This is a genomic window from Paenibacillus pini JCM 16418 (genome assembly GCF_000576305.1).
GTDB lineage: Bacteria > Bacillota > Bacilli > Paenibacillales > Paenibacillaceae > Paenibacillus_AQ > Paenibacillus_AQ pini.
Genome location: NZ_BAVZ01000002.1, coordinates 141,948 through 165,210 on the forward strand (window position 1 = coordinate 141,948; position 23,263 = coordinate 165,210).

Below are 23,263 nucleotides of genomic sequence, written 5' to 3' on the forward strand. Positions count from 1 at the left end.
GCATTTGGAAATCAGCTGATTTCGACAGTTTCTTGATGCATCAATTTTTGTAGAATAACAGTTGTGATTAATGAGACGATGAGGATGAGCACACCGATAGCTGCACCATAACCGAAATGGTATTGGGTGAAAGCCATTTGATATAAATAGGAGCCCATAACTTGTGTTGAATTATCAGGTCCACCGTTAGTCATAATGAGCACAATGACAAATGAACCGTTAAGGGTTGTCATCATAATATTCAGAATGGAGACTTTCATTTGCTCCCACATCAGGGGCAGTGTAATATGCCTGAACTGCGTCCATTGCCCTGCGCCTTCTAGGCGGATGCTTCATAATAAGACTCAGGAATACTTTGAATTGCTGCGATAAGTAGAATCATATAGAATCCAATTCCAGCCCAAATGGCTGGAGGAAGTAACATCCAAATCGTATGATTGGTAAAACCAAGCCAAGTAATATCTACTTTATCCTTAGTGAATAAAGACAAGAAGGAATTCAGAAACCCGATTTGTGGATTGTAGATGAAATTCCATAGTACACCGATAACGACAACAGAAATGATATTTGGAATAAAGAAAATGGAGCGGAAGAAGTTAGCTAATTTGAATTTGAACCGCGTTAAAGCGACTGCAAAAAATGTAGCTAAAATCATAATTCCAATAATTTTACCTGCAACAAGAAAATAATCGTTACCTAGTGAGTTCCAAATAACCGGATCATGTAGCATTTCTTTGAAGTTATCCAGACCAATAAAGGTTTTGTTCTCTGATGAACCTGACCAATCATACAGAGAGTAGTACATTCCCTGAAGTACAGGATAAATCGTAAACAGACAGAAGAACAGTAACGTGGGAAGAATGAAGGTTAGAATAAATATTTTGCGCTGCCACATGGCCGTTCCCAATTTCATCGGGTTATACCTGCCTTTCAAAATAAATTTACGAAGGATGACGGAGGAATGTGTCCATTCTCGTCATCCTTCGTGTAATTAAACTACTAAATTTTTATTTTATTTCTTTACTTTTTTAGCTACATCAACAACACGTTGAACCCACTCTTCTGGAGTGATTTTGCTAATTGTAAGAGCATCTGTAGCATCTTGCATCGCTTTATCAACGTCAACGTTGTACGTGATCGCAGGGATAACTACAGTGTTAGGATCAACTAGGTACTTAGCTGCATCCTTAACATGGCTAGGAGCGTTGGAGTTACTGATATCTCCTTTAATGTTAGATGGTGCACCACTAAGCTCTGCCCATTGGGAAGCTTGTGCTTCAGAGAATACAAATGACAAGAACGCTTTAGCAGCATCTTTGTTCTTAGCATTTTTAGCGATTGCAACGTTAGCAGTAGAAGTGTTGGCAACAACTTTGCCACCAGCATCTTGAGTGATTGAAGGAATGAATCCGAATTGGAATCCACCTGGAACATCTTTAGCCATTTCGTTAGGCAACCATAGACCATTCGGAATGAATGCATCTTTGTGTTGTAGGAACAACATTTGGGAATCCGTGTGGTTAATTTGAATGGATGCTTTATCAATGAATCCTTTATCACGAAGTTCAACAATTTTCTTCAATGCTGTCATAACAGCTGGGCTTTGGAAAGCTTCTGGCTTAGAAGCTGCCATGTCTTGAAGAATAGAGATATCGTTGTTGTTCGCAGAAACGATAGCTGGATACAGAATAGCACCATTAATGTAGTATGGATATTTACCTGTGTGGATAAATGGTGTAGTACCTGCTGCTTTGATTTTGTCAGCAACCGCTATGAAAGATGCCCAATCCGTTGGCTCTTCCCATCCTTTTTCTTTGAAGAGAGCTTTATCCCAGAACGTACCCCATGAATTCAATACGAGAGGAATATCGTATACTTTACCGTCAAATTGTTGCGCTGGTTGAGCAAGAATGTCGGAGATGAGCTTGCCATCTACGTTTTTAGCATCCTTCAACCAATCTGTTAAATCTTCAAGCTGGCCATCGTCAACCATTTGGCGGTCATTCAAGTTAGGTCCGTCGATGTATACGAAATCCGGTGGATTTCCTCCAACCCAACGAGGTTTCATTTGATCGTTAACTTTAGAACCTTGATCGACTTTGATTTTCAAATCAGGGTTTGCTGCTTGGAATTCTTCAATAACTTTCTTCCACCATTTATCGCCATAACCACCGACGAAGTATTGAATTTCGAAATCACCCGTCAGTTTTTTAGCACCTGCATCTGTTGTTGTATCCGTAGTTGGTGTTGTTTCTGTCTTTGTTGGTTCAGGAGTCTTTGTCTCTTCTTTAGTACCACAACCTGCAAGTGGAGCCACGACCATCAATGCTGCAAGGCTCGCTGTTGCCAAACTTTTCTTTAACATCATAAAGAATAACCCTCCTTAATAAGTTGAATGCCAAACGCTATATCCAGTCATTTTCTGTGTATTACAGCGCCTATAATCATCATAGAGATAAGGGACGCTTCCCTCCATCGAATATTTTCCATGAATTCTTTGTTATCTTCTTTTCATGAAGTAAATAATTAAGGGTACGACAAAAAAGACCAGATTTCTCTGATCTTTAGATTCGACACTATTAGTGTTTGTTTGTATTCTCTAGCCGTTTCTCTTCTGCAAATTTCTGAAGCTGATCAAGCGCTTGTTTGGGAGAGACATGATCATGTAGTACGGCATCTCCCATTTTACGGGCAGTATCCATAATGGATTGCCATTCAGGTTGCTGAACGGGATAGAACTGCGCGGTGCGCAAATCAGTTAGATTTTGCTTCGTTAATGGATTAGCGGCTGACATTTGAGACCCAACATCTTTGGTTACAGGTAGAAATCCCTCTCTGCTAATGATTTCCGTGTAAATTGGATCTGAGTAAAGATAATCAAGAAATTTAGAGATCGCTTCTTTATCCGTGTGATCTGTTTTAAAGGATACGAGCATATCATGAACACCAAAATTGATAGGTGGTACTCCATCCTTGACCGGTATTGAGCCAGATCCATACTGTAATCCAGGGAATTCCCTCGGCATGACAGAAGTGAAATAGTTACCAGATATCATCATGCTTAGCTTACCATCACCGACAATACGTTGTTTTTCATCACGTGTGGTGACTGTAGGATCTGGATCGCTTAAGCCTTCGGTATACATATCTTTAAGGAATGACAGTCCTTCAATATTCTGAGGGGAGTTAATATTCCATTTACCGTCTTTGATCCATCCTCCACCTGCCCCGAGGAAGAAATACGAGAGATAGGCTTGGATTTCATTATCACTTAGATCTACACCGAATCCATGGGCTTTCCCTGTGTTCTTTACTTTCATCGAATCCTGTTTTAGTTCGGACCAGGTTGCAGGTGGCTTGGATATGCCAGCCTCACGGAACAGTTCCTTGTTATAGTACAATTTGCGATTAGAAGAAACATAAGGGACACCGTACTGTTTGTTATCCCATTGATCGAGCTTCATCAAATCTGGATAGAATTTGCTTCTGAGTTCAGGTGATAGAATATCGTTCATATCATTCAAGAGACCATCATAAGCAAAATGAGAAAACACATTCGTATTTAATAGATCAGGTGGCTGGTTTTTGCTAATCATTGTCGTATAAATACTATCTAGAATATCCCAATTCGCAACTTGTAGGTCAATCACAATATTGGGGTTTTTCAACATGAAATCCTGCACCAAGCCTTCGAGGAGCGGTCTTGTCTCAGAGCTATACTCGGATGCAATAAAGTTAATATGAGCAATGGGGTCTATAGTCGCCTTCGATACGGGTTTGATCTGCTCTGTATCTGAACAAGACAGTAAAAGCGGTGTTATTGCTAATAATATGAAGGATAATGCCGCATAACGTACCGTGAGCCGGGTAGGCATCGTGCTTCGCACACCTTTCTGTTTAAGTTATTTCTCGATAAATGGAAATAACAGCTTCTGGTTTTCTGGAGAATACATATTGTCCTTAGTCACGACAATGGAATTGGTATAGGTGACTGGGTTGACGGTCTTTCCTTTGATGATATTCAGTCCAGTTTGAACACCTAAATATCCGATGTTAAAAGGCTGTTGTACAACAGTCGCATTAAGGGTTCCTTCTTCAAGTAATCGAATTTCATACATCGATGTATCAAAACCAATTAGTTTGACAAGTCCGGTGCGGTTAGCCTCTTTAATGGCTTTGGCCGCTCCAAGCGCTGAGGATTCATTAAGGGCAATAATAGCATTCAGGTCAGGGTGTTCATTCATCGATTCCTTGGCAATGAGAAAGGATCTTTCTTCGGAATCGGAGGAATAAAAAGTTCCATAAATGCTTTGTTTGTAAGGAAGCAGCGATTTACGAATTCCTTTTTCTCGTTCAATGGAAACTCCTGACGTAATAGAGTCACTAATAATGACAGCTTTAGGTAATCCATTCGTCTCCGTGGCTGTCGTACGCCCAGCTTGAATTCCCGCAGCCATGTGGTCGTTTGAAACAAATGGGGGCGGAGAATTCAAACTAAAAGGTGTATCGATAATCACAAGAGGAATATCAGCATCTTGGATTTTTTTGAGTTCTGCTGTTATTCGGTCGTCATTAATGGGCGCGACTACAATAGCCTGTGGACTCTGCTGAAGGATATCCTCTAGTAGAGCAAGCTGCGCCTCAGCGTCCGTTTCCTGAAGAGGACCTGTAATTGTAATGTGAGCTCCTGATTCTTTGGCTGCTGCTTCAGCTCCCGCACTGACCGTCTGCCAGAAGTCTGACCGGATATTATGCTCTTTTAAAATGACGGCAATGTTCTGTTCCTGTTCAGCGGATGGTATAAACAGTTTAAAATACAGGATGATATACAGTACCGAAACAATAAATATGATAGCCATGAGTAGTGTGGAACGGTGTATGCGCATAAAAGGCTACTCCTTTAACTTGGGAATGGTAATCGTCACGCACGTACCCTCTTCCAATTCACTACGGATTTGAATTCCGTACTGATCGCCGAAATAGAGTTTAATTCGTTCATTGACGTTATTAATTCCAATTCCACCGGACGTTTTCTTGCGGATTGACGTAGGGTCGGGATTCCAAATGAGCTTGAGCTGTTCGGGTGTCATACCCTGACCATCATCCTCTACCTCGAAAACAATCGTGCTTTCCTTTTCAAAACCTCGGATCGTAATGTTGCCAGGTTCCGGTTTGTTGCGAATACCGTGATAGATCGCATTCTCAACAAAGGGTTGAAGTAAAATCTTAAGTGTCATATAAGGCATCGCTGAAGGTTCAATATTGATTTCATAATTAAGCTGTTCGTTATATCTCATTTTTTGAATGATCAAATAGTTCGTGATGTGCTCAAACTCAATTCGAATAGGAACCAATTCTTTGTCTTTGGTGATGCTGGCTCTAAACAGTTTAGCAAGCGCTGAAGTCATAAGTACAACCTCCTCATGTTGTTTCTGTTCACCCATCCAGATAATGGAATCAAGCGTGTTATACAGAAAATGAGGGTTGATTTGTGATTGCAAAAGCATGAGCTCTGTTTTTCGTTTGTGCTCTTGGTTCTGGATGATCTCTTGCATTAGATTTTTAATCTGAGCAAGCATGAGGTTAAAGGAGCGTCCGAGCTGCCCGATTTCATTAATCTCCATAATTTCCGTACGAATATCAAAATTGCCGCGCTCCACTTTCTTCATATCGCGTTGTAGCATTCGAATGGGCTTAGACATCCGATAGGATAAGAATAAAGAGAGTAAGAGGGAAAAGAATATACCTACGAGTGCATACAGCAAAATAGAGTTGCGTATCGTACCCTCATTGACAATTAGATCGTCTGCGTAAGTGACACCAACGATTTTCCAACCGAAATTAGTGTCTTGTACAGAATAAATACGTTTTCCCTTATCATCATTTACGTTGAAGGACTCACCATTTTTAGCATGGATAACCTTCGTGATTTGTTCGGTCTGGAGATTACTGTAGAGTAGCTGTTGCTGAGGATGGTAGATGATATTGCCTGCATCATCGACAACAAATACGTATCCCTTTTTACCTAAGTTAATCTTGCTGCAAATGTCATTAATGATGCTTAAATTCAAATCGACCAGAAATATACCTTCACCTTGAATACCATCTGTGCTTTTAAGCTCTCTACTTAGAGAAACCGTCCAGCGGTATTCATTATCAATGATGTTCTGAATATGCGGAGGCGAAATGACGGATTGTCCACCTTTGGATTTAGCATTCTGATACCAAGATTGATTCTCAAGTTTCGTATAGGGATTAAGAACGGTGATGCGCCGGTCCGAGACATAGTGTCCGTTATAACCAAAGACCATGATGGATGAGATATCTTTGCGTGAATATAAAATAGCCTGAAATAAATCCGATATTCTCTTCTCATAAGGCCTGCGGTCGCTAGTGCTAATAAATGCGTTATTTGAAATATAATATTTAACGTCTTTATTGGTCATGGCAAGTAAACTGATATTCTCCATGTTATCGATGTATGACTGAATATTCGAATTGACTTGTTTGATAATCTCTTGAATATAATTCTGTGAATTCGTTTCAATGGCATCGACGGAAAGGCGATAGCTGTTCACGCTTGTCAACAGAACGGTTATGAGAATAAGGCAAGAGAAGGTGAAGAAAATACTGGACTGGATACTTTTAAAAGAAAAAAAGGGAAGAAGAGACCCACGATGCTTCGACATTATTGGGAGCTCTCCTTCGCATGATTGTCACGAAATTCTCGCGGGGTAATGCCCGCGTGTTTCTTGAATAGGATACTAAAATAGTTAGGGTCGCCATAGCCGACCTTCGCTGCAATTTCATAAAATTTAAGTGAGGTGTGCTGGAGCATCTCTTTGGCCTTCTCCATTCTTGTCCTCGTTAAATATTCAACAAATGTCTCGCTGGTATGTTGCTTAAAAACAAGACTGAAATAGCTTGTACTCATAAGCACATGGCGACAGATATCCTGCAGTGACATTTTCTCATCCGCATAATTTGTTTCAATATAATCAACGGCCTTACGTACTTGAGTAAGCGTAAAATGATTTCGGTTATCTGCAATTGCGGTCATGACAGCGGTTAATGTATCGATTAACCAGACTTCAATTTCATCCAGTGTCTTGAATCTGTAAACATCAGTTAAGAGAATCGGACGGTAGTCTTGAAGTCCAAGTTCCTGAATCGTATTCAATAGAGATAATAGAACCTTTTGAATTTGCAATAGGCAGGCATCCATGGGTACTAGGCTCTTTTTCAGATCAATCACTAGTTCCCTAATTAGCTGGTGGATATCCTGCAACGAGCCTGTCTTAACGGCTGAAGCAAGTTTACGGTCCCAATCGGCCCTAGGCTGATCAGGAAAGGAAGGTCTAGCTTCCATATCGAGAATGCTAAGTACACGATTCTTACCTAATAGAAAGCGGTAATCCAGCGCAGAAATTGCGCTTTTATAAGATAAGGTTAACTGTTCTGGCATTTCACAAGTTTGGCCAACACCGATCGTTACCGTGAATTTCAAGTATTTTTCAATAAAATGTCTGGCCTCTTCAGCAATACGGAATGCACGCTCATAAAGCGCACTTTCTTCAGATTCACCTGTCACAATCAAGACCATTCGTTCTTCTCTTGTACGGAACAGCATCAGGTTCTCACGTAATGATATTTCTTCAAGCAAGTTGAAGGCTGCATAACGTAGAATTTCAGTGTCATGTCCATTATCACGGATTTGACGTATTCCAAAGTCGTCGATATCAGCTACCATAATTAAGTAGGGCGGAGTTAAGGGCCGAATTCCAAAATAAGCAAATCGTTCCTCCATTTCTGAATTTCGAATTCCATTCACGACAAGACGCTCTAGAAAACGTTCTTTTAATAAAGGCATGCTTTGCTTCAATTGATTGTACAATCGACTAAGATCTTCATGGCTCTGGGTTTCTTCATCCATTTCTTGTTTAACCTTCAGAAGTAAATCTCTGATTTCATGAGCTGTAATCGGTTTCAGTACAAAATCAGACACTTTCAGGCGAATAGCTTGTTGCGCATATTCGAATTCATCAAAGCCCGTTAAAATAATCATTTTAATATATGGATAAGCGTCTGCGACGGCTCCCGCCAGTTCAAGTCCATCCATAAAGGGCATGGAAATATCAGAAATGACTAGGTCTGGTAATGTTAGCTCAATGGCTTCCCAAGCTTCGCGACCATTTGCGTAATCTCCGATTAGCTCAAAACCGTGGGCGTTCCAGTCAATCGTGCGTTTCAATCCGTCCCGGACAACTGCCTCATCATCAACGATGATTACTTTGTACATGGAGGTACCTCCTTATGCATGGTCGAGTAGTATAGTGTTTAACTGTTTATTGCATTCATTTTCAGAAAATTTTCAATTGTACACAAAGATGTAATAATTCTGGAATAATTATACTGTAAAAGATAGCTTATGAATACAAGCAAACGATCAGTGCTTTGTTTACAGCGAAACAAAAGGATTTAAAAATTAGTTCATATGTCTTAGTACATGTGATAAGTATCCTCAGATGTTCATAAACTCACTGCATATGTATTATAAATCCTTCTATCTCTACGGGATAGGTTTTTAATTTTTGGTATAGTTTTTTTACTTATTGAGTATTCGAAATTGGGTTGATAAAATGATGAGGTAGATGGAAATAGAGAACAGAATAACCGGTTTCGATTCAGGAGATGAACTTATGTATCAATATACGGATCAAGAATATACGAATGTGGATTTTAGCCTGGCGGATATAAAAGATGGAGAAATGAAAGGCTGCACATTTACGAAGTGTAATTTCCGTGGTGCTTCACTGGATGAAGCGTGGACGACGGGCTGTCAATTTATTGAATGTGACTTTGGCGGGGCGACTTTTAACGCTCCATCCATATTCGCTCTGCTTTTACAAATTGCCGATTTACGGGTGCTAACTTGTTTGTATCTAAATTTGAAGAATGCAAAATGGTAGGCAGTGATTTCGCGGGCGCGTCGATGGATGGCATTACAATCGTGGGCGGGGATTGGTCTTATACGAACTTACGTCATGTAAATTTGTCCAAGCAGGAACTGAAGGGAATTCGCCTAATGGAAACGGATCTGAGTGAAAGCAATTTACAGAAGGCGAATTTGCGAGAAGCTGATCTAAGTGGAGTCAGACTGACGAGGGCAACGCTTAAAGGAGCAGATTTACGTGGAGCGAAGATGGATCGCGTTGATTATAAATCATTTGATCTCACAGGCGTTCGGATTGATTTAGAGCAGGCCGTAAATGTAGCTCGTGCCTATGGTGCTAAAGTAGACTAAGTGGTATTTCAGTCAAAAATGTAAAAAGACATCCTCATTTGGATGTCTTTTTCATGTATCCATAGATCATCATTTAACGGAGTTTAACCGAACCACCATCCACCATAATGGTTTGTCCGGTAATAAACTTCGCTTCTTCACTTAAGTAGAAGGCGACGACGCGACCGATATCTTGTTCACAGTCACCTAGCCGTTTCAGAGGTATCTCATTAACCATTTTATCATATGCCTCTGGCATTCTTTCCCTCCAAGCTCGTACACCTTCAGATTCTGCGATGGGGCAGATGATATTAATATTAATGTTGTCTTGGCCCCATTCTGTAGCAGCTACACGCGATATCCCGCGGATGGCTTCTTTGGCAGCGGCATAGGAGGTTTGGGTAGGCATACCTTCAAGTCCAGCACCAGATGCAAAATTGACAATGGTACCTTGGTTTTCTTTCAGATGAGGGTAGCTTAACTTCATTAAATGGAAGGTCGGCCAGAACCCTGTCCCAAAAGATAGCTCAAACTCTGCCTCCGTTGTGTCCATAAATGATACATTCTTTGACGCCTGAGCACAGTTCACGAGTCCGTGAATGGTCGAGTAGTTATCGATGACTTTGTTAAAGCCAGCAATCAGATCATCTTTATCCATCAGATTCACTTTTACAAACATACACTCCGTAATCTCATTAATCTCTTCCTCAGTTGCTTTGCCTTTGTCCTCGTTGATGTCGAAAAAGGCTACACGAGCTCCTTGTTTCGCAAGTGCAGTGACGATACCTTTACCAATACCGCCTGCTCCCCCCGTTACCAGAATCGTTTTGTCTTTGAATTTCATGGTCAGGCCTCCATTCGACATATTTGGATATAATTCTTCAAAAATGGATACGATATACAATAAAGCTGAGCAGTCAACAACACAGCAAGAGCTTTAAGGAAGGAGGCGAATTATGCTCAGTAGTGACGAGTGGGTCTCCCATCTTTCAGAACTACGGAAGCGATTGATTTGGGTCAGTCTCTTTTTCATGATGTCTTTGGCGGTTGGTTTGTATCTGTCGCCAAACATCCTCTTGTATATCAAGGGGCAACGGGTAACTACCCATATCTCATGGAACGTATTCTCACTAACAGATGGTATGTTCATCTATATGAAATGCGGTTTTCTGGTCGCGATATTCCTGACCTTGCCACTTGCGCTTTATCATATCTGGGCGTTTGTCAGACCTGGGCTTACAAATGAGGAAGCGGGGAAAACCATATGGTTCGTGCCTCTGTCTTTTTTTCTGTTTGTCATTGGAGTGGCTTTTAGCTTCTTTGTAGCATTCCCTATGATGGTCTCGTTCCTCTCCAAAATGAACAAGACCATTGGCGCAGTGGAGACCTACGGAATAGATCGGTATTTCTCACTCATGTTCAATGTCGTATTTCCACTCGCTGTGGCTTTTGAAATGCCGGCCATCGTTTTATTTTTAACTAGGCTGGGGATCATTCATCCGGCTCAGTTAAAAAAAATAAGGAAATATGTTTATCTGGGCTTAGCTATTGTAGGCTCAATGATTTCACCACCTGATTTCGTATCACATTTATCCGTAACCATTCCCCTTATACTCTTGTTCGAGATCAGTATCATTGTCTCGGCATGGTATGTGAATAAAAGGGAACTCGATATGAATCGTATGGAACCAGAAGGAGGGACAAACCATGTTTAACAATATTGGGCTTCCAGGGCTCATGATTATCCTTATGATAGCCCTGATCGTATTCGGACCATCTAAGCTGCCACAGTTGGGACGTGCAGTGGGCGATACTTTGCGTGAATTTCGCTCTTCTACAAAGGGAGTTGTTGAAGAAATTACAGCAGAGGTTGTGGGGGAACCAGAAACACTACTTGAGAAAAGCAAAAAATAATAGCTCTTCAATAGAACAGAACACCTCCCACCCAAAACCTGGGGTGGGAGGTGTTTTTATATGATATTATTTGGACGTTTCCTTATCAGCATGCTTCAGAATAAGGGCAATATCTTTGCTCAATGTATTCTTTGAAGCGCCTGATTTCAGGGATGTCTTCACCCGATTCATAGCCGCGATGGCTTGTTTGTTATGCACAGTATAGATTTGAACATGCTCTCCGTATAGTTCTTTAATTTCTTGATGTGTCAGACTGGAATTGCTTTCGTTGATATTTCTTGTACCTATTGCCGGGCCTGAACCTTTAGAGCTCATGTAGCCTTTACCTGACAATCCTTCATTAGGACTTAGGATTTTGCTCTGTTGAGGCTTGGAGTTTTGAATATGGGTTTGCTGGTTTGGATCTCCTACATAGACCGAATCTCCAAGTACCAATATAGTTACACCAGACAAACCGGCCGCATTTAATTTGGATTCAATTGTACTGGCTCCTCCGCTGTTATGAATACTTGAAGTTCCTATATGACTGTATAGTTGAGAGCCCATCCCACTATAAGTCGTACCCTTTCGGTTCGTTGTATAAACTTTATCCCCATCAATTCTTGGGATGACATCAATACTGTTTAATTGATGATGTTCACCATAAGGTTGCACAGTTTGTGATTGCATTCTGACGGATTGTGCCTTCTGACGTTGCTGCTGCATGCCTGTACAGGCAGACAAAGTCATGGCAATACAGAAAGCAGGGACGATTACTTTGACCCATGTTCCTTTCATTTGAATCCCTCCTGAATATGGTATCTTTGATGCCTTATTTTTATCTTTAAGCGCATGTATTATTTGTGGGATTTTGAGGAAATATAGCAAATAAATGATGATTAACCCAATGATTGAGGTTGGACATTCGATGTAGGAGGTAACACCAAGATGCCAAATGATATTACGAATAAAGACCCTGATAAATTACCGCAAGAACCAGACCATTCTAGACGGACGTTTCTAAAAAATTCAGGCTTTGCCGTGGGTGGCCTCATCGTTGGGGGAGTGGGTGGGGAATTTAATTCGGCCCAAGACGAAGGCTATCTCTCCAGCAACGCCTGCGGCGGAATCTGTTAACTATAATCAGGCTCTGATGTATTTAACTCAGGAACAATTTTTTATCGTAGAAGCAGCAACGGAACGGATTTTTCCAGCGGATGATAATGGCCCTGGTGCAAAAGAGCTAGGTGTTCCGTACTTTATCGATCATCAACTAGCAGGCGAGTGGGGATCAAATGGTAGGGAGTACATGCAAGCCCCTTTTTATACAGGTGAAAAAACGCAAGGGTATCAAGGTCGTCTAAAACGTAAAGAAATCTTCGATATCGCACTACAAGAAATGCAAAATTTCAGTATGAAGAAATATCAGAAGAAGTTTAAAGATCTAGAAGTGGAGCAGCAGGATGCTGTGCTAAAAGCATTCGAGACCGATGAGGTCAAGTTAACCACCATTTCTGCAAGTGCATTCTTCAAAACCCTTTTCGGTAGCACGATGGAAGGCGTTTATGCAGATCCTCTATATGGTGGAAATAATAATATGGCGGGCTGGAAAATGAAGAATTTCCCAGGAAATCAGATGGCCTATACCAAAATCATTGAGCAGGACAAGTTTGAAAAAATGCAGCCTGTAAGTTTACGGGAGCATCTTCCACATTAAACTAACGAATATGGGGTGACATCATGGCAACTAAACTGCCAAAAGTAGACGTCGTTGTTGTCGGTGTGGGCTGGGGTGGTGGAATTATCGCGTCGGAGCTTACCAAAGCTGGACTATCTGTCGTTGGACTAGAACGTGGTAAAGAGCGTAAGACAGAAGATTATTACATGGTTCATGATGAATTAAGGTATGCATTACGATATGAAATGTTTCAGGACTTGTCCAAAGAGACTATAACCTTTCGAGGGAATGAAAAAATTCGGGCGCTACCGATGCGTTCCTACGGCTCCTTTTTACTTGGAGATGGCTTAGGAGGTTCGGGTGTCCATTGGAATGGACAAACATTCCGTTTCTTACCTTATGATTTCGAGATTAAATCGAAGACCATTGAGCGATATGGAAAGGGTAAGATTCCGGATGGTATGACCATACAGGATTGGGGAATTACGTATGACCAGTTAGAGCCTTATTTCTTGAAATTTGAGAAAACAGCGGGTATATCTGGCGAAGTGAATCCACTTGGGGGTAAACGCTCAGAGAAATATCCGTTACCACCAATGAAGATTTCTCCTGCGATGAAGATGTTTTCAGAGAGTTGCAAAAGTCTCAATTATCATCCGTATGCGATGCCTTCAGCGAATTTGTCCGAACCGTATACCAATCCGGATGGGATTGAAAGAGCAGCTTGTCAATACTGCGGCTTCTGTGAACGCTTCGGATGTGAATATGGAGCCAAAGCCGACCCCGTTGTAACGGTCATTCCCGTAGCTTCCAAAACAGGTAAATTTGATCTTCGTACCCACTCGAATGTGAGAGAAATACTACATAAAGGTGGAAAAGCGACGGGTGTACGTTATACCGATGTTACGACAGGTGAGGAATATGAACAGCCAGCGGATATTGTTGTGCTAACTAGTTATGTTTTCAATAACACGCGTCTTTTATTAATGTCGAAACTTGGGAAACCGTATGATCCAACTACAGGTACAGGCGTAATCGGCAAAAACTATGCTTATCAGGTATTGCAAGGTGCAGCAGTCGGATTCTACGATGATAAGCAGTTTAATTTGTACTCTGGAGCAGGATCTATGGGTGTGTGTATTGATGATTTTAATGGAGATAATTTCGATCACAAAGATTTAAAGTTTATCCACGGTGCCAACATCTCATATACAAACGGGGCGAAGACCCATACAGAATAATACAGTTCCAAAGGGTACGCCAAGCTGGGGCAAGGATTTCAAGGCAGCTTCAATTAAATATGCCAACAGTAGCATCTCTGTAGGCGCGCAAGGGTCAAGTATGCCGCATAAGCATCACTTCCTAGATCTAGATACAACGTATAAGGATGCCTTTGGCGATCCGCTGTTGCGGATTACGTTTGATTTCGAGGAACAGGATCATGAGCTAGTGAAGTTCATGGGTGCTAAATGCGGCGAAATCATTAAAGAAATGGGCGCAGATACCGTTGTAGCAAATACGAAGCAGGGCGCCTATGAAATTACTCAGTATCAATCCACACATAATACCGGCGGTGTCATTATGGGCTCTAGCCCTGAGACATCGGCGGTTAATAACTACCTACAAATGTGGGATGTTGAGAACCTCTTTGTGGTTGGTGCATCTGCTTTCGCGCATAACAGTGGCTACAATCCTACAGGAACACTTACGGCATTTGCTTACCGGGCAGCCGAAGGTATTCAGAAGTATCGAAAGAACGGCGGCGGGAGTTTGGTTTAAGGATATAGAATGAAGATGAGGGTGTCCCTTCTTTAGTTAGAGTTACTCTTCCGCTATAATGAGTGGGAAACTAGTAATTAATTAACTGGGAGGGCACTTTTTGATATGAAAATAATGCCGTTAGCTGGAAGAGGAATTGAAGCCAGTCGACTAGTTCTTGGATGCATGCCATTTGGAGGCAGCTGGGATCCCAAAGATCCTATTACGCGTGAGGATCGACTACAAGCGGAAAAAGCTGTGGATGCTGCACTTTCTATCGGAATCAATATGTTTGATCACGCTAATATATACACACGGGGTAAAGCAGAAGAGACATTCGGAGCCTTGTTAAAAGACCGTCCGCAGCTTCGTGAACAAATGATTATTCAGTCCAAATGCGGAATTCGTCTACAGGATGGTGAGAATCCTGGACGTTTTGATTTCTCTAAAGAACATATTCTCGAAGCGGTTGATGATAGCTTAGGCAGACTTGGAGTTGAATATCTGGACATTCTTCTTCTGCATCGTCCTGATCCTTTGATGGAGCCAGATGAAGTTGCTGAAGCATTTGGAAAGCTGAAGGCGTCTGGTAAAGTTCGCTATTTTGGAGTCTCTAACATGAGCGTCTCACAGATCAAGTTCCTGCAGCGAAGCCTGCCTGATCAGCTGGCAGTGAATCAACTGGAAATGAGTCTGGGACATACGCATTTTCTGGATCAAACCATCTTTGTGAATCAGCAAGCTGGAGCGCAAGTGAATTTTGCAGAAGGACTCATTGAACATTGTCAGATGGAGAATATACAGCTTCAAGCGTGGGGACCTTTAGCGCAAGGGCGCTATACAGGCCGCTCCACTCAAGGAGAGCCGGAGAAAGTCCAGAAGACCGCCGCTTTAGTGGCTCGTATGGCGAAAGAGAAGGAAACCACGCCGGAGGCGATTGCTCTGGGCTGGTTAATGAAGCATCCAGCGAAGATTCAACCGATTATAGGTAGCGCAAATGCAGGGCGCATCGTTGCCTGCCAAGATGCCGAGCGGCAATCGGAGCTGATGACTCGAGAGGAATGGTACACACTGTACGTAAGTGCAATTGGGCAACCCATGCCATAAAGAAGAGAGGGGCTGTCCCATAAGTAGATATTGCTACAACAGATACAGGAGTTTATCATCTTAAAATTGTAAAAAGACAGCAAAACAGCGATTTCTCCGGTTATTGGAGGATCGCTGTTTTGCGTTTTTGGTCATTTGCAGCTTGCTTCAATAGATTGTGAGCAAGGGAAAGCCAACCGACCTCAAGCGTCATTTTTTCCATGCCGCGAAGCAGAAATTGCCGGAACCCCCGGTTGTTCTTCAGTTGTCCAAACACACTTTCGGGTTCTGTCATTCGGCGTACGGACAAAGCAAAGTTGGTCCACGCTATATTAGATGTACAAAGAAATTGCTTCTTTTGGGATGGTTGGTCATACTTCCATTTTACCCAAAAAATGATTTCTTTTTTTGTGTTTTTGAAGAGTGACGTTCGTCTCCCGCTTAAACAGCGGAGAGGACGGGACGATTGTGGAGAAGCGAATGCGTTCGCCTTGGTCTCCGGATTTTCACCGTTAAGGGGAATGAAAAAAATCTGGAGAACACAGCGATTGGAACAACGGCCCGTTCGCGTAGCGTCTACCCAAGTGCTCACGTTGATCCTACTTAAAAAAAACAGAGGGCTATCCCAAGCATCTATTTCATAGCTTTTGGGACAGTTCCTTTTTATATTTTAAACCATGCTTTACCTTGGCTTATTTTATAGTTTAAGATTGGTAGTGTATACATAATTTGTTTGAATATATGAATTTCAAGCATTAAATAAATTTAGGAGTGTTATATAGTGACAGGTATATATGGGGTATGTATTTCGGATTTTCCGCCTTCTTTAGTTGAGCCCTTACTTCATTTTATTAGCAATAAAGAAAGAATATTAAAATTTCATTTTATAAAGGATAAAATAAGGAGCTTAGTTGGAGAACTACTTCTAAAAAAGATCATAAACACATTATATAACGCACCCTATGAGGAAATGGAAATTACCAGAGATGAGTATGGAAAGCCTTTTTTGTCGAGCCCTTCGATTAAGGTAGAGTTTAACATTTCACATGCAGGGGATTGGGTTGTTGTCGCTATTGATCGTATGAAAATAGGTATTGATATAGAGCAAATTGTTACCATGAATTTAGAAATAGCTGAACGTTTCTTTACACAAGAAGAATATAAGTATATAGCACAACAAAGCTCACAAGAACAGAGAGACGAGCAATTTATCAGGATTTGGACAATGAAAGAAAGTTATATTAAAGGAGTGGGAAGGGGATTAACAATACCCCTTGATAGTTTTTCAACGATAATCAACAATCAAGAAGCAACAAGTATTCGTGTTGAAGAGGATGTTAGGCATCTGAAAACTTTTCGTCATGATACTACTTACTATATTTCAGTTTGTTCTACAACACCATTGGATGGCAAGAATATTGAAATTATTGATATACATTCTTTAGTGAATGCGTTTTTATAAGCACTGTGAATTAGAATCAATGGTTCTCACAAAGTAATCTGACTAGGTGCATCCGTTAAAAATAACCAGCGCAAACTGATTAAGTATCAGTTTGCGCTGGCTTTATTGTATCTAGAAATGTAATGTAGCAGAACTTCTTTTCCGCGCATAAGCCTTGGGTTTCGCTGGTTTCTTATTTGGCACAGAGAATGGGGTGTAACCTCCAGCAAACATCGTTCCTATTTTACAGCCCAGCGCTACGGATAGATGTTCTGGGCTTGGATGCTGCTCTTGTTCAAGCAGATTCATTAATATGAGGGCAGATGCGCGCGCATCATCTAGGGCATCATGGTGATTGAGAGGGATATTGTAAGATTCAGCAATCACATTTAGCTTATAGGATGGCATATCTGGAAGCATTTTTTTGCTTAGTAGATAGGTACAGTAGTATTGAAATGTTGGATAGTCCGTATATGTACCATCTAAACAATAGCGAAGTACACTCATGTCAAACGAGGCGTTATGTGCCACAATGTGATTACCAAGTAACATGGGTTCAATCGTAGGCCATAGTTCGTTAAACGTAGGCATCCCTTGGACCATCGATTCGGTAATGCCATGAATCTGGACATTTCTATAATCAAAATGTTGCATAGGATCGATAAGCCAAGAATGCTCCGAGGTAATGATGCCGCCACGTACTTCAACCAGGCCTAAGGAACAAGCGCTAGAGCGATTCGCGTTGGCTGTTTCAAAATCAATTGCTATAAAATCCATGTTGGAAGACTCCTTAAATTGCATGAAGTGAAGTAATGTCAGAAATGTTGAGAAAAATCGTATTTTTATACTATACCATTCTATGAATATATTATCTAAATCAATGCCAATCGGAGCCGTATAGATTTGATATAATTATATAAAATATTCCAAATGAATAGGAGATGGAGTTCATGCAACTGTTAAAAGGACAAAAGGTAGATGTTACTAAAGGAAGAAGACTCAGCGGCCTTAGCTGCATTTCGGATGGAAAACTAAGAACATGTCTATAAGCATCGATGCTGCCTGTTTCCTATTATCTGACCAGAACCGTTGTGAACAAGATGAAGATTTTATTTTTTACGGAAATCCAATAGCTCGTAATGGCTCTGTTATACACAAAGAACTGAATACGATGGATAAAGAAGCAATTCTTATTTCATTCACTAATGTTCCAGATCATATTATGAAAATAGCTTTTACGGTAACGATTCATGAAGGAGAGAAACTGCATCATTATATGCAGGATGTAAATGGGCTATATTTACGATTAGTGAACACGGATACCGGAGAGGAACTATTTCGATATGAATATGGTTCAGATCTGACTAAAGAGACCGCCATTGTTGTTGGAGAACTATACAGATATAACGGAGAGTGGAAGTTTAATGCAATAGGTAGTGGATTTTATGGTGGACTCGAAGCTTTGTGTAATCATCATGGTCTTGAAATTGAACAATCAATATCTGAGGTGGCTGCGGCGGCAGCGGTGGAAGAGAAAGTATTAACCCCCATCGACCTAAGAAAGAATATCGTACAGATTACTTTGGAAAAGAAGAATCTAATTGGTGTCGTAGCAAGGGTTGGAATCGTATTAGACATATCGGGCTCAATGCAGAGTTTATATAAGAAGGGTGTAGTTCAAGAAGTTGTGGAGCGGATCTTAGCCGTAGCTTGCAAGTTCGATGATAATGGCACACTAGATGTTTGGGTATACGACCACTTATTTTCGCGATTACCTTCGGTTACGGAGGAAGATTTCGATCAATTTGTAAATAAGCATATTATGAATAATGATGCGATACATAAATTTGGACGTAATAATGAACCTCCAGTTATGGAGGATGTTATTCGCAAATATACAATAGAAGAGGATTCAGGAGTACCTGTATTTATTATTTTTATCAATGATGGTGGTGTCGTTAAACCAACGAAGAAGATCATTAAAGAATCTGCCATACAGCCTATATTCTGGCAGTTTGTAGGTATTGGATATTCCGATTTCGAGGTATTAAAAGAGCTTGATACAATGGAAGGTAGAGTAGTAGACAATGCGAATTTCATTCACTTGAGTGATATGGATTCCGTATCCGATGAACAACTATATGACCAGTTGTTGAATGAGTTTCCATCCTGGATTAAATCGGCAACAACGAAACGAATAATTCGATAAAAGATATGATTCTTCAGACAAGATAAACTTCTTGTCTGTTTTTTTATATGTGATAGATAAACTTATGACAAATATGTGAACTATGAAAAAATATTCTTATTTTATACCACCACCTATGCCTGAAAAGAGCCAAAAAAGTCGAATAATTGACAGCGTATTCAATGTTAGTCTACCAAGAAAAAATGATGAAGAGGATTTTTTCATATTACAATATACGCTATTTATATACAAAAAAATGGAAATTGGTACGGTTTACTGAAACAAAATTGGTCGTTTATTTTCAGAAAAAACACAGTTATAATTTTCCATAAAAGGTAACAACGAGGTCTAAACGTCCATTTTAATAGCAGAAAAAATCGTTTTTCATCGTTTTATTTACCTTTTAAATTTAACGAATTAATGTGTTGAAGCATCTTTCGTCTCGAATTTCTATGTTGTGTGGTATGTCCCCAGATATGGCAGGGTATCCGAAATAGGAGGGTAGTCATGGTGCAAGAACTCTTGATACATATGGATAAGACATTGAATATACCTTTAAATCGACAAATATATGATCATATTCGCAAAGTAATACTTTCTGGCTCTTTGCAGATCGGAGAAGCCATTCCACCAACTAGACAGCTCTCTGAACAGCTTGAAGTTTCAAGGTCTGTCGTTATTCAAGCTTATGAGCAATTACAGGCAGAAGGTTACCTTATTATGAAACAAGGCTCAGGGACTTTTGTTGCTGATAATACAGCATTCTATCCCGATGATACTAAGGAAAAGAAATACGGAAATTATTCATATAAAGTGAATCCTATTTTTAATCGGACGGCTAAGTCAGATAAACCTTCACAAAAAGACATAAATGCTTCCCCTCCAATTTTGTATGATTTCAAGCATGGGCTACCTGCATGGGATGTCATTCCGATGGATCAATGGCAAAAATCACTTGTTCGTGTATGCCGTAGGGCAACTCCTGAATTATTAGGATATGGCCCTCCAGAAGGTTCACTTGCTCTGCGTAAGGAGATTGCCCGAATTTTGCGCTCGAGTCGCTCGATTACAGTCGTACCGGAACAAATTGTGATTACGACGGGTGCAACGCAGGCGCTAGACATTTTAGCCAGGTTAATGGTGAAGCCAGGAGATCAGGTCGTGGTGGAGGATCCGGCACATGGTATTTTGCGAGATATTCTTCAATTTGCTGGAGCGGAAATCATCTCAGTTCCTGTTGACCAGCAGGGTATACGTGTTAATCAGATCGATGCGGCAGTGCAGAAGCAAGGGAACCGTCGTTGCCCTATTAAGCTTGCATACGTTACACCCTCTCATCAGTTTCCTATGGGCGTAACCTTATCAATGAAGCGCAGAATTGAACTGTTAAATTGGGCGGACAGAGAAGGTTCTTACATTATTGAAGATGATTATGATAGCGAGTACCGATACGTAGGACAGAAAATATCAGCACTGGCGGGACTTGATATGGATGAACGAATTATATATGTAGGAAGCTTTAGTAAAGTTATATTTCCTGCTTTACGCATCGGTTATGCTGTCTTGCCACGTAAGCTGGTTAAGTCCTTTCTTTCTATTAAAAATATTACGGACCGAATGGGCCCCTCATTAGAACAAGAAGCATTAGCAGATTTCATCCAGCTTGGACATTATGCCAAGCATATTAATCAGATGGGTAAGCTGTATGCAGTCAAGAGAGCGGGTCTAATTCGTTCTTTAGAGCGCGCATTTGGTAAAAGTGTAAATTATTTCGGTGAAGAGGCAGGGCTACATCTATTAATTGAGATTGATACGGAGGCTAATGAGGAGTCTATTACTTCTCGTGCATTGGACTATGGGGTCAGAGTGTATCCGGCCGCTAGTTATTATGTCAGAGAAAAACGGGACAAGCCTATGTTTATACTCGGTTACTCCAACATGTCAGAGGAACAAATGGATGAGGGTATTCAATATTTTGCTCAGGCGATGAATGATTGTGCCAATCGTAAACTGGATACGATTTCATCGAGTTCAGTTCATTAACCATGAAAATTTGTATGGATTCTGTAGAACTACGGAGGTGTTGGTGGAATGATCAAGGACATTCTAGTTAAATTACTTGGAAAAGTGCCTTTAACTGAGCATGAGGCTGAGGGATGTATGAATGACATCCTCTCCGGTGCAGTAGATCCAATCCAAGTGGCTGCTTTTCTAAGCATTACGGAAGCTAAGGGAACGGAAAAGGAGGAGCTTCTAGGTTATCTAAAGGCAATGTGGGCGAAGATGAATTCCATTTGTGGAGCACCGGATTCGGTTGATATTTGCGGCACAGGAGGTGACATGCTGGGATCATTTAATATTTCAACTGCTGCTGCTATTACCGCAAGTGCAGCTGGAGCCAAAGTAGCTAAATGTGGAAATCGCTCATCTAGCAGTTCATGTGGTAGCGCAGACTTGCTGGAAGGCATGGGTATATGTATTGATCTATCCAAAGAAGAAGCTACGAAATGGCTGCAACATCATGGGTTTACGTTCTTGTTCACTCCCAATTATCATCCTTCAGTTAGTGCATGGGCTACGCTGAGGCGAGGGCTGGGTTTCAGAACTATTTTTAATATGTTAGGTCCTTTAGGTAATCCACTTCAGCCAACTAGACGTGTAATGGGTGTTTCGAATCTCTCCCTTGCACCGATGTACGCTGAAATTCTTTCAGCTATAAGTTCGGAACATGCTATTGTCGCCCATGGTTTGGATGGAATGGACGAGATTAGCCTATCAGCGCCTACGCTACTCTATGAAATTAAAGGTCAATCTATTAGCAAGAGTATATGGGAGCCGGAATCCATTGGACTTCAATACGTCGATATTCAGGACCTTAAGGGAGGTTCGGTAAACGACAATGTTACCATTTTACATCAGTTATTTGAGGGAGATCATCGAGTGAATGCGATTCGGCAAGTGACCTGTGTCAATGCCGGAGCGGCCCTCATGGTATCAGGTCTTGCAGCTGATCTACGTGAAGGATACTGGTTAGCTGAACAGACTATTGCTTCAGGAAAAGCTGGAGATAAATTGCAGGAGCTCATTTCTAGCAGTCACAAATTACGTGAGGAGGTTGTCAATTATGTACATGCTCAATGAGATTGTTGCAAACAAACGTATCGAGGTTGAAGAGAAGAAGCGGGTAAGCCCGCTAACGGATTTACAAGGGAAACTAAGAGATGCTAGACCCGTGCGAGATTTCTATGCTGCGCTACAAATGCCTGGAATTTCTTTAATTGCTGAAATCAAGAAAAAGTCTCCTTCTAAAGGGGAGTTCCCGAACCAAATTGCAGCAGCCGAGCTTGCTCGTATCTATTCACAGAATGGAGCCCGAGCTATTTCAGTATTAGCAGATGAGAAGTATTTCGGAGGTGGTGCGCATGTAGTAGAGCGGGTCGCGAACGACCCAGGGGTACATCTACCCGTGATGTATAAAGAATTTATTATTGATCCGTATCAGATTTATGAAGCACGTTCTGTTGGGGCAGATGCTGTTCTGCTTATTGTTCGCAGTATTGATGATACGGGAAGGCTGTCCGAAATGATTAGCACCGTACATGATCTAGGAATGGAAGCATTGGTTGAATGTTATACAGCAGAAGAGGCAGCGAAAGCAGTTAAAGCTAATGCGAGGATCATCGGAGTAAATAATAGAGATTTACAGACATTTGAGGTTGATTTGAAACGATCTGAAGAAATCAGATCTGTCATTCCGAATACTTCACTTACCGTTAGTGAAAGTGGACTTTCTTCGCCAGCAGATGCACTTGAAGCACAACATAGAGGGTTTGATGCCATATTGGTTGGTGAGGCCTTACTTAAAGCAGAAGACATTACTCGGCGAATTAGAGAATTTGCTGGACTTGAAGTTATCGAACATCCAAATCGGTAGAG

General features: G+C 41.1%; 17 protein-coding genes and 6 pseudogenes. 13 read left to right on the forward strand and 10 right to left on the reverse strand.

Annotation, left to right across the window (positions count from 1 at the left end):
- Positions 1-11: 11 nt before the first annotated feature.
- The 6 genes and pseudogenes from JCM16418_RS03990 to JCM16418_RS04015 all read right to left on the reverse strand — a co-directional run bounded on the left by JCM16418_RS03990 (position 12) and on the right by JCM16418_RS04015 (position 8,299).
- Positions 12-913: pseudogene (locus JCM16418_RS03990) on the reverse strand (carbohydrate ABC transporter permease).
- A 99-nt stretch (positions 914-1,012) separates the two neighbouring features.
- Positions 1,013-2,368, reverse strand: coding sequence for an ABC transporter substrate-binding protein (locus tag JCM16418_RS03995; RefSeq protein WP_081765315.1), 1,356 nt, complete (start codon positions 2,366-2,368; stop codon positions 1,013-1,015).
- 211 nt (positions 2,369-2,579) lie between these two features.
- On the reverse strand, positions 2,580-3,875 hold the full coding sequence (locus JCM16418_RS04000) for an extracellular solute-binding protein (RefSeq protein WP_036646438.1): 1,296 nt from the start codon (positions 3,873-3,875) through the stop codon (positions 2,580-2,582).
- Between the two features lie 27 nt (positions 3,876-3,902).
- Positions 3,903-4,886, reverse strand: a complete 984-nt coding sequence (locus tag JCM16418_RS04005; protein WP_052020037.1) for a substrate-binding domain-containing protein — start codon at positions 4,884-4,886, stop codon at positions 3,903-3,905.
- A 6-nt stretch (positions 4,887-4,892) separates the two neighbouring features.
- Positions 4,893-6,689: a cache domain-containing sensor histidine kinase gene (locus JCM16418_RS04010; RefSeq protein WP_036646441.1), complete on the reverse strand. Its 1,797-nt coding sequence runs from the start codon at positions 6,687-6,689 to the stop codon at positions 4,893-4,895.
- Entirely contained in the window at positions 6,689-8,299 is a 1,611-nt protein-coding gene (locus JCM16418_RS04015; RefSeq protein ID WP_036646444.1) for a response regulator, read from the reverse strand. Before JCM16418_RS04015 ends, JCM16418_RS04010 begins: the two co-directional genes overlap by 1 nt.
- Positions 8,300-8,699: 400 nt before the next feature.
- Between JCM16418_RS04015 and JCM16418_RS04020 the strand changes: the two are divergent.
- Positions 8,700-9,304 (forward strand): annotated as a pseudogene (locus tag JCM16418_RS04020) (pentapeptide repeat-containing protein).
- A 73-nt stretch (positions 9,305-9,377) separates the two neighbouring features.
- On the opposite strand, the gene JCM16418_RS04025 reads toward JCM16418_RS04020, so the two are convergent.
- Positions 9,378-10,127 (reverse strand): SDR family NAD(P)-dependent oxidoreductase, encoded by a 750-nt coding sequence (locus JCM16418_RS04025; RefSeq protein WP_036646447.1) that lies wholly within the window; start codon positions 10,125-10,127, stop codon positions 9,378-9,380.
- A 112-nt stretch (positions 10,128-10,239) separates the two neighbouring features.
- On the opposite strand from JCM16418_RS04025, the gene tatC reads away from it, so the two are divergent.
- Both tatC and JCM16418_RS04035 read left to right on the forward strand, forming a co-directional pair.
- On the forward strand, positions 10,240-10,998 hold the full coding sequence (gene tatC, locus JCM16418_RS04030) for a twin-arginine translocase subunit TatC (protein ID WP_052020038.1): 759 nt from the start codon (positions 10,240-10,242) through the stop codon (positions 10,996-10,998).
- Complete coding sequence (locus JCM16418_RS04035) at positions 10,991-11,197, forward strand: twin-arginine translocase TatA/TatE family subunit (RefSeq protein WP_036646450.1); 207 nt, start codon at positions 10,991-10,993, stop codon at positions 11,195-11,197. Before tatC ends, JCM16418_RS04035 begins: the two co-directional genes overlap by 8 nt.
- 66 nt (positions 11,198-11,263) lie before the next feature.
- Here the strand turns inward: JCM16418_RS04035 and JCM16418_RS04040 are convergent, their stop codons facing one another.
- Positions 11,264-11,974 (reverse strand): hypothetical protein, encoded by a 711-nt coding sequence (locus JCM16418_RS04040; protein WP_036646453.1) that lies wholly within the window; start codon positions 11,972-11,974, stop codon positions 11,264-11,266.
- A gap of 150 nt (positions 11,975-12,124) precedes the next feature.
- On the opposite strand from JCM16418_RS04040, the pseudogene JCM16418_RS04045 reads away from it, so the two are divergent.
- The 3 genes and pseudogenes from JCM16418_RS04045 (at position 12,125) to JCM16418_RS04055 (ending at position 15,719) form a co-directional block, all read left to right on the forward strand.
- A pseudogene (locus tag JCM16418_RS04045) lies at positions 12,125-12,893 on the forward strand (gluconate 2-dehydrogenase subunit 3 family protein).
- Between the two features lie 23 nt (positions 12,894-12,916).
- A pseudogene (locus tag JCM16418_RS04050) lies at positions 12,917-14,633 on the forward strand (GMC family oxidoreductase).
- A 105-nt stretch (positions 14,634-14,738) separates the two neighbouring features.
- On the forward strand, positions 14,739-15,719 hold the full coding sequence (locus JCM16418_RS04055; RefSeq protein ID WP_036646455.1) for an aldo/keto reductase: 981 nt from the start codon (positions 14,739-14,741) through the stop codon (positions 15,717-15,719).
- A gap of 100 nt (positions 15,720-15,819) precedes the next feature.
- On the opposite strand, the pseudogene JCM16418_RS04060 reads toward JCM16418_RS04055, so the two are convergent.
- A pseudogene (locus tag JCM16418_RS04060) lies at positions 15,820-16,011 on the reverse strand (transposase); the annotation flags it as partial.
- Between the two features lie 153 nt (positions 16,012-16,164).
- Here JCM16418_RS04060 and JCM16418_RS25250 point away from each other — a divergent pair.
- Complete coding sequence (locus tag JCM16418_RS25250) at positions 16,165-16,305, forward strand: hypothetical protein (RefSeq protein WP_162472259.1); 141 nt, start codon at positions 16,165-16,167, stop codon at positions 16,303-16,305.
- A 174-nt stretch (positions 16,306-16,479) separates the two neighbouring features.
- Positions 16,480-17,160, forward strand: a complete 681-nt coding sequence (locus tag JCM16418_RS04065; RefSeq protein ID WP_036646457.1) for a 4'-phosphopantetheinyl transferase family protein — start codon at positions 16,480-16,482, stop codon at positions 17,158-17,160.
- Between the two features lie 111 nt (positions 17,161-17,271).
- Here JCM16418_RS04065 and JCM16418_RS04070 read toward each other — a convergent pair whose 3' ends face one another.
- A complete protein-coding gene (locus tag JCM16418_RS04070) occupies positions 17,272-17,940 on the reverse strand; it encodes a 3'-5' exonuclease (RefSeq protein ID WP_256203032.1) in 669 nt (222 codons plus the stop codon).
- Between the two features lie 238 nt (positions 17,941-18,178).
- Between JCM16418_RS04070 and JCM16418_RS25605 the strand changes: the two are divergent.
- The 5 genes and pseudogenes from JCM16418_RS25605 to trpC form a co-directional block, all read left to right on the forward strand.
- A pseudogene (locus tag JCM16418_RS25605) lies at positions 18,179-18,556 on the forward strand (TerD family protein); the annotation flags it as partial.
- Between the two features lie 108 nt (positions 18,557-18,664).
- The gene (locus tag JCM16418_RS25610; protein ID WP_036646914.1) at positions 18,665-19,348 is read left to right on the forward strand and encodes a vWA domain-containing protein; all 684 of its coding nucleotides are present in this window, start codon (positions 18,665-18,667) and stop codon (positions 19,346-19,348) included.
- Between the two features lie 486 nt (positions 19,349-19,834).
- Positions 19,835-21,370: a MocR-like pyridoxine biosynthesis transcription factor PdxR gene (gene pdxR, locus JCM16418_RS04080; protein ID WP_052020039.1), complete on the forward strand. Its 1,536-nt coding sequence runs from the start codon at positions 19,835-19,837 to the stop codon at positions 21,368-21,370.
- Positions 21,371-21,418: 48 nt separating this feature from the next.
- Positions 21,419-22,468 (forward strand): anthranilate phosphoribosyltransferase, encoded by a 1,050-nt coding sequence (trpD, locus tag JCM16418_RS04085; RefSeq protein ID WP_036646459.1) that lies wholly within the window; start codon positions 21,419-21,421, stop codon positions 22,466-22,468.
- Positions 22,452-23,261 carry an indole-3-glycerol phosphate synthase TrpC gene (gene trpC, locus JCM16418_RS04090; protein WP_036646460.1) on the forward strand — a complete coding sequence of 270 codons (810 nt, stop codon included), beginning with the start codon at positions 22,452-22,454 and terminating at the stop codon, positions 23,259-23,261. The genes trpD and trpC overlap by 17 nt, the downstream gene beginning before the upstream one ends.
- Positions 23,262-23,263 lie beyond the last annotated feature (2 nt).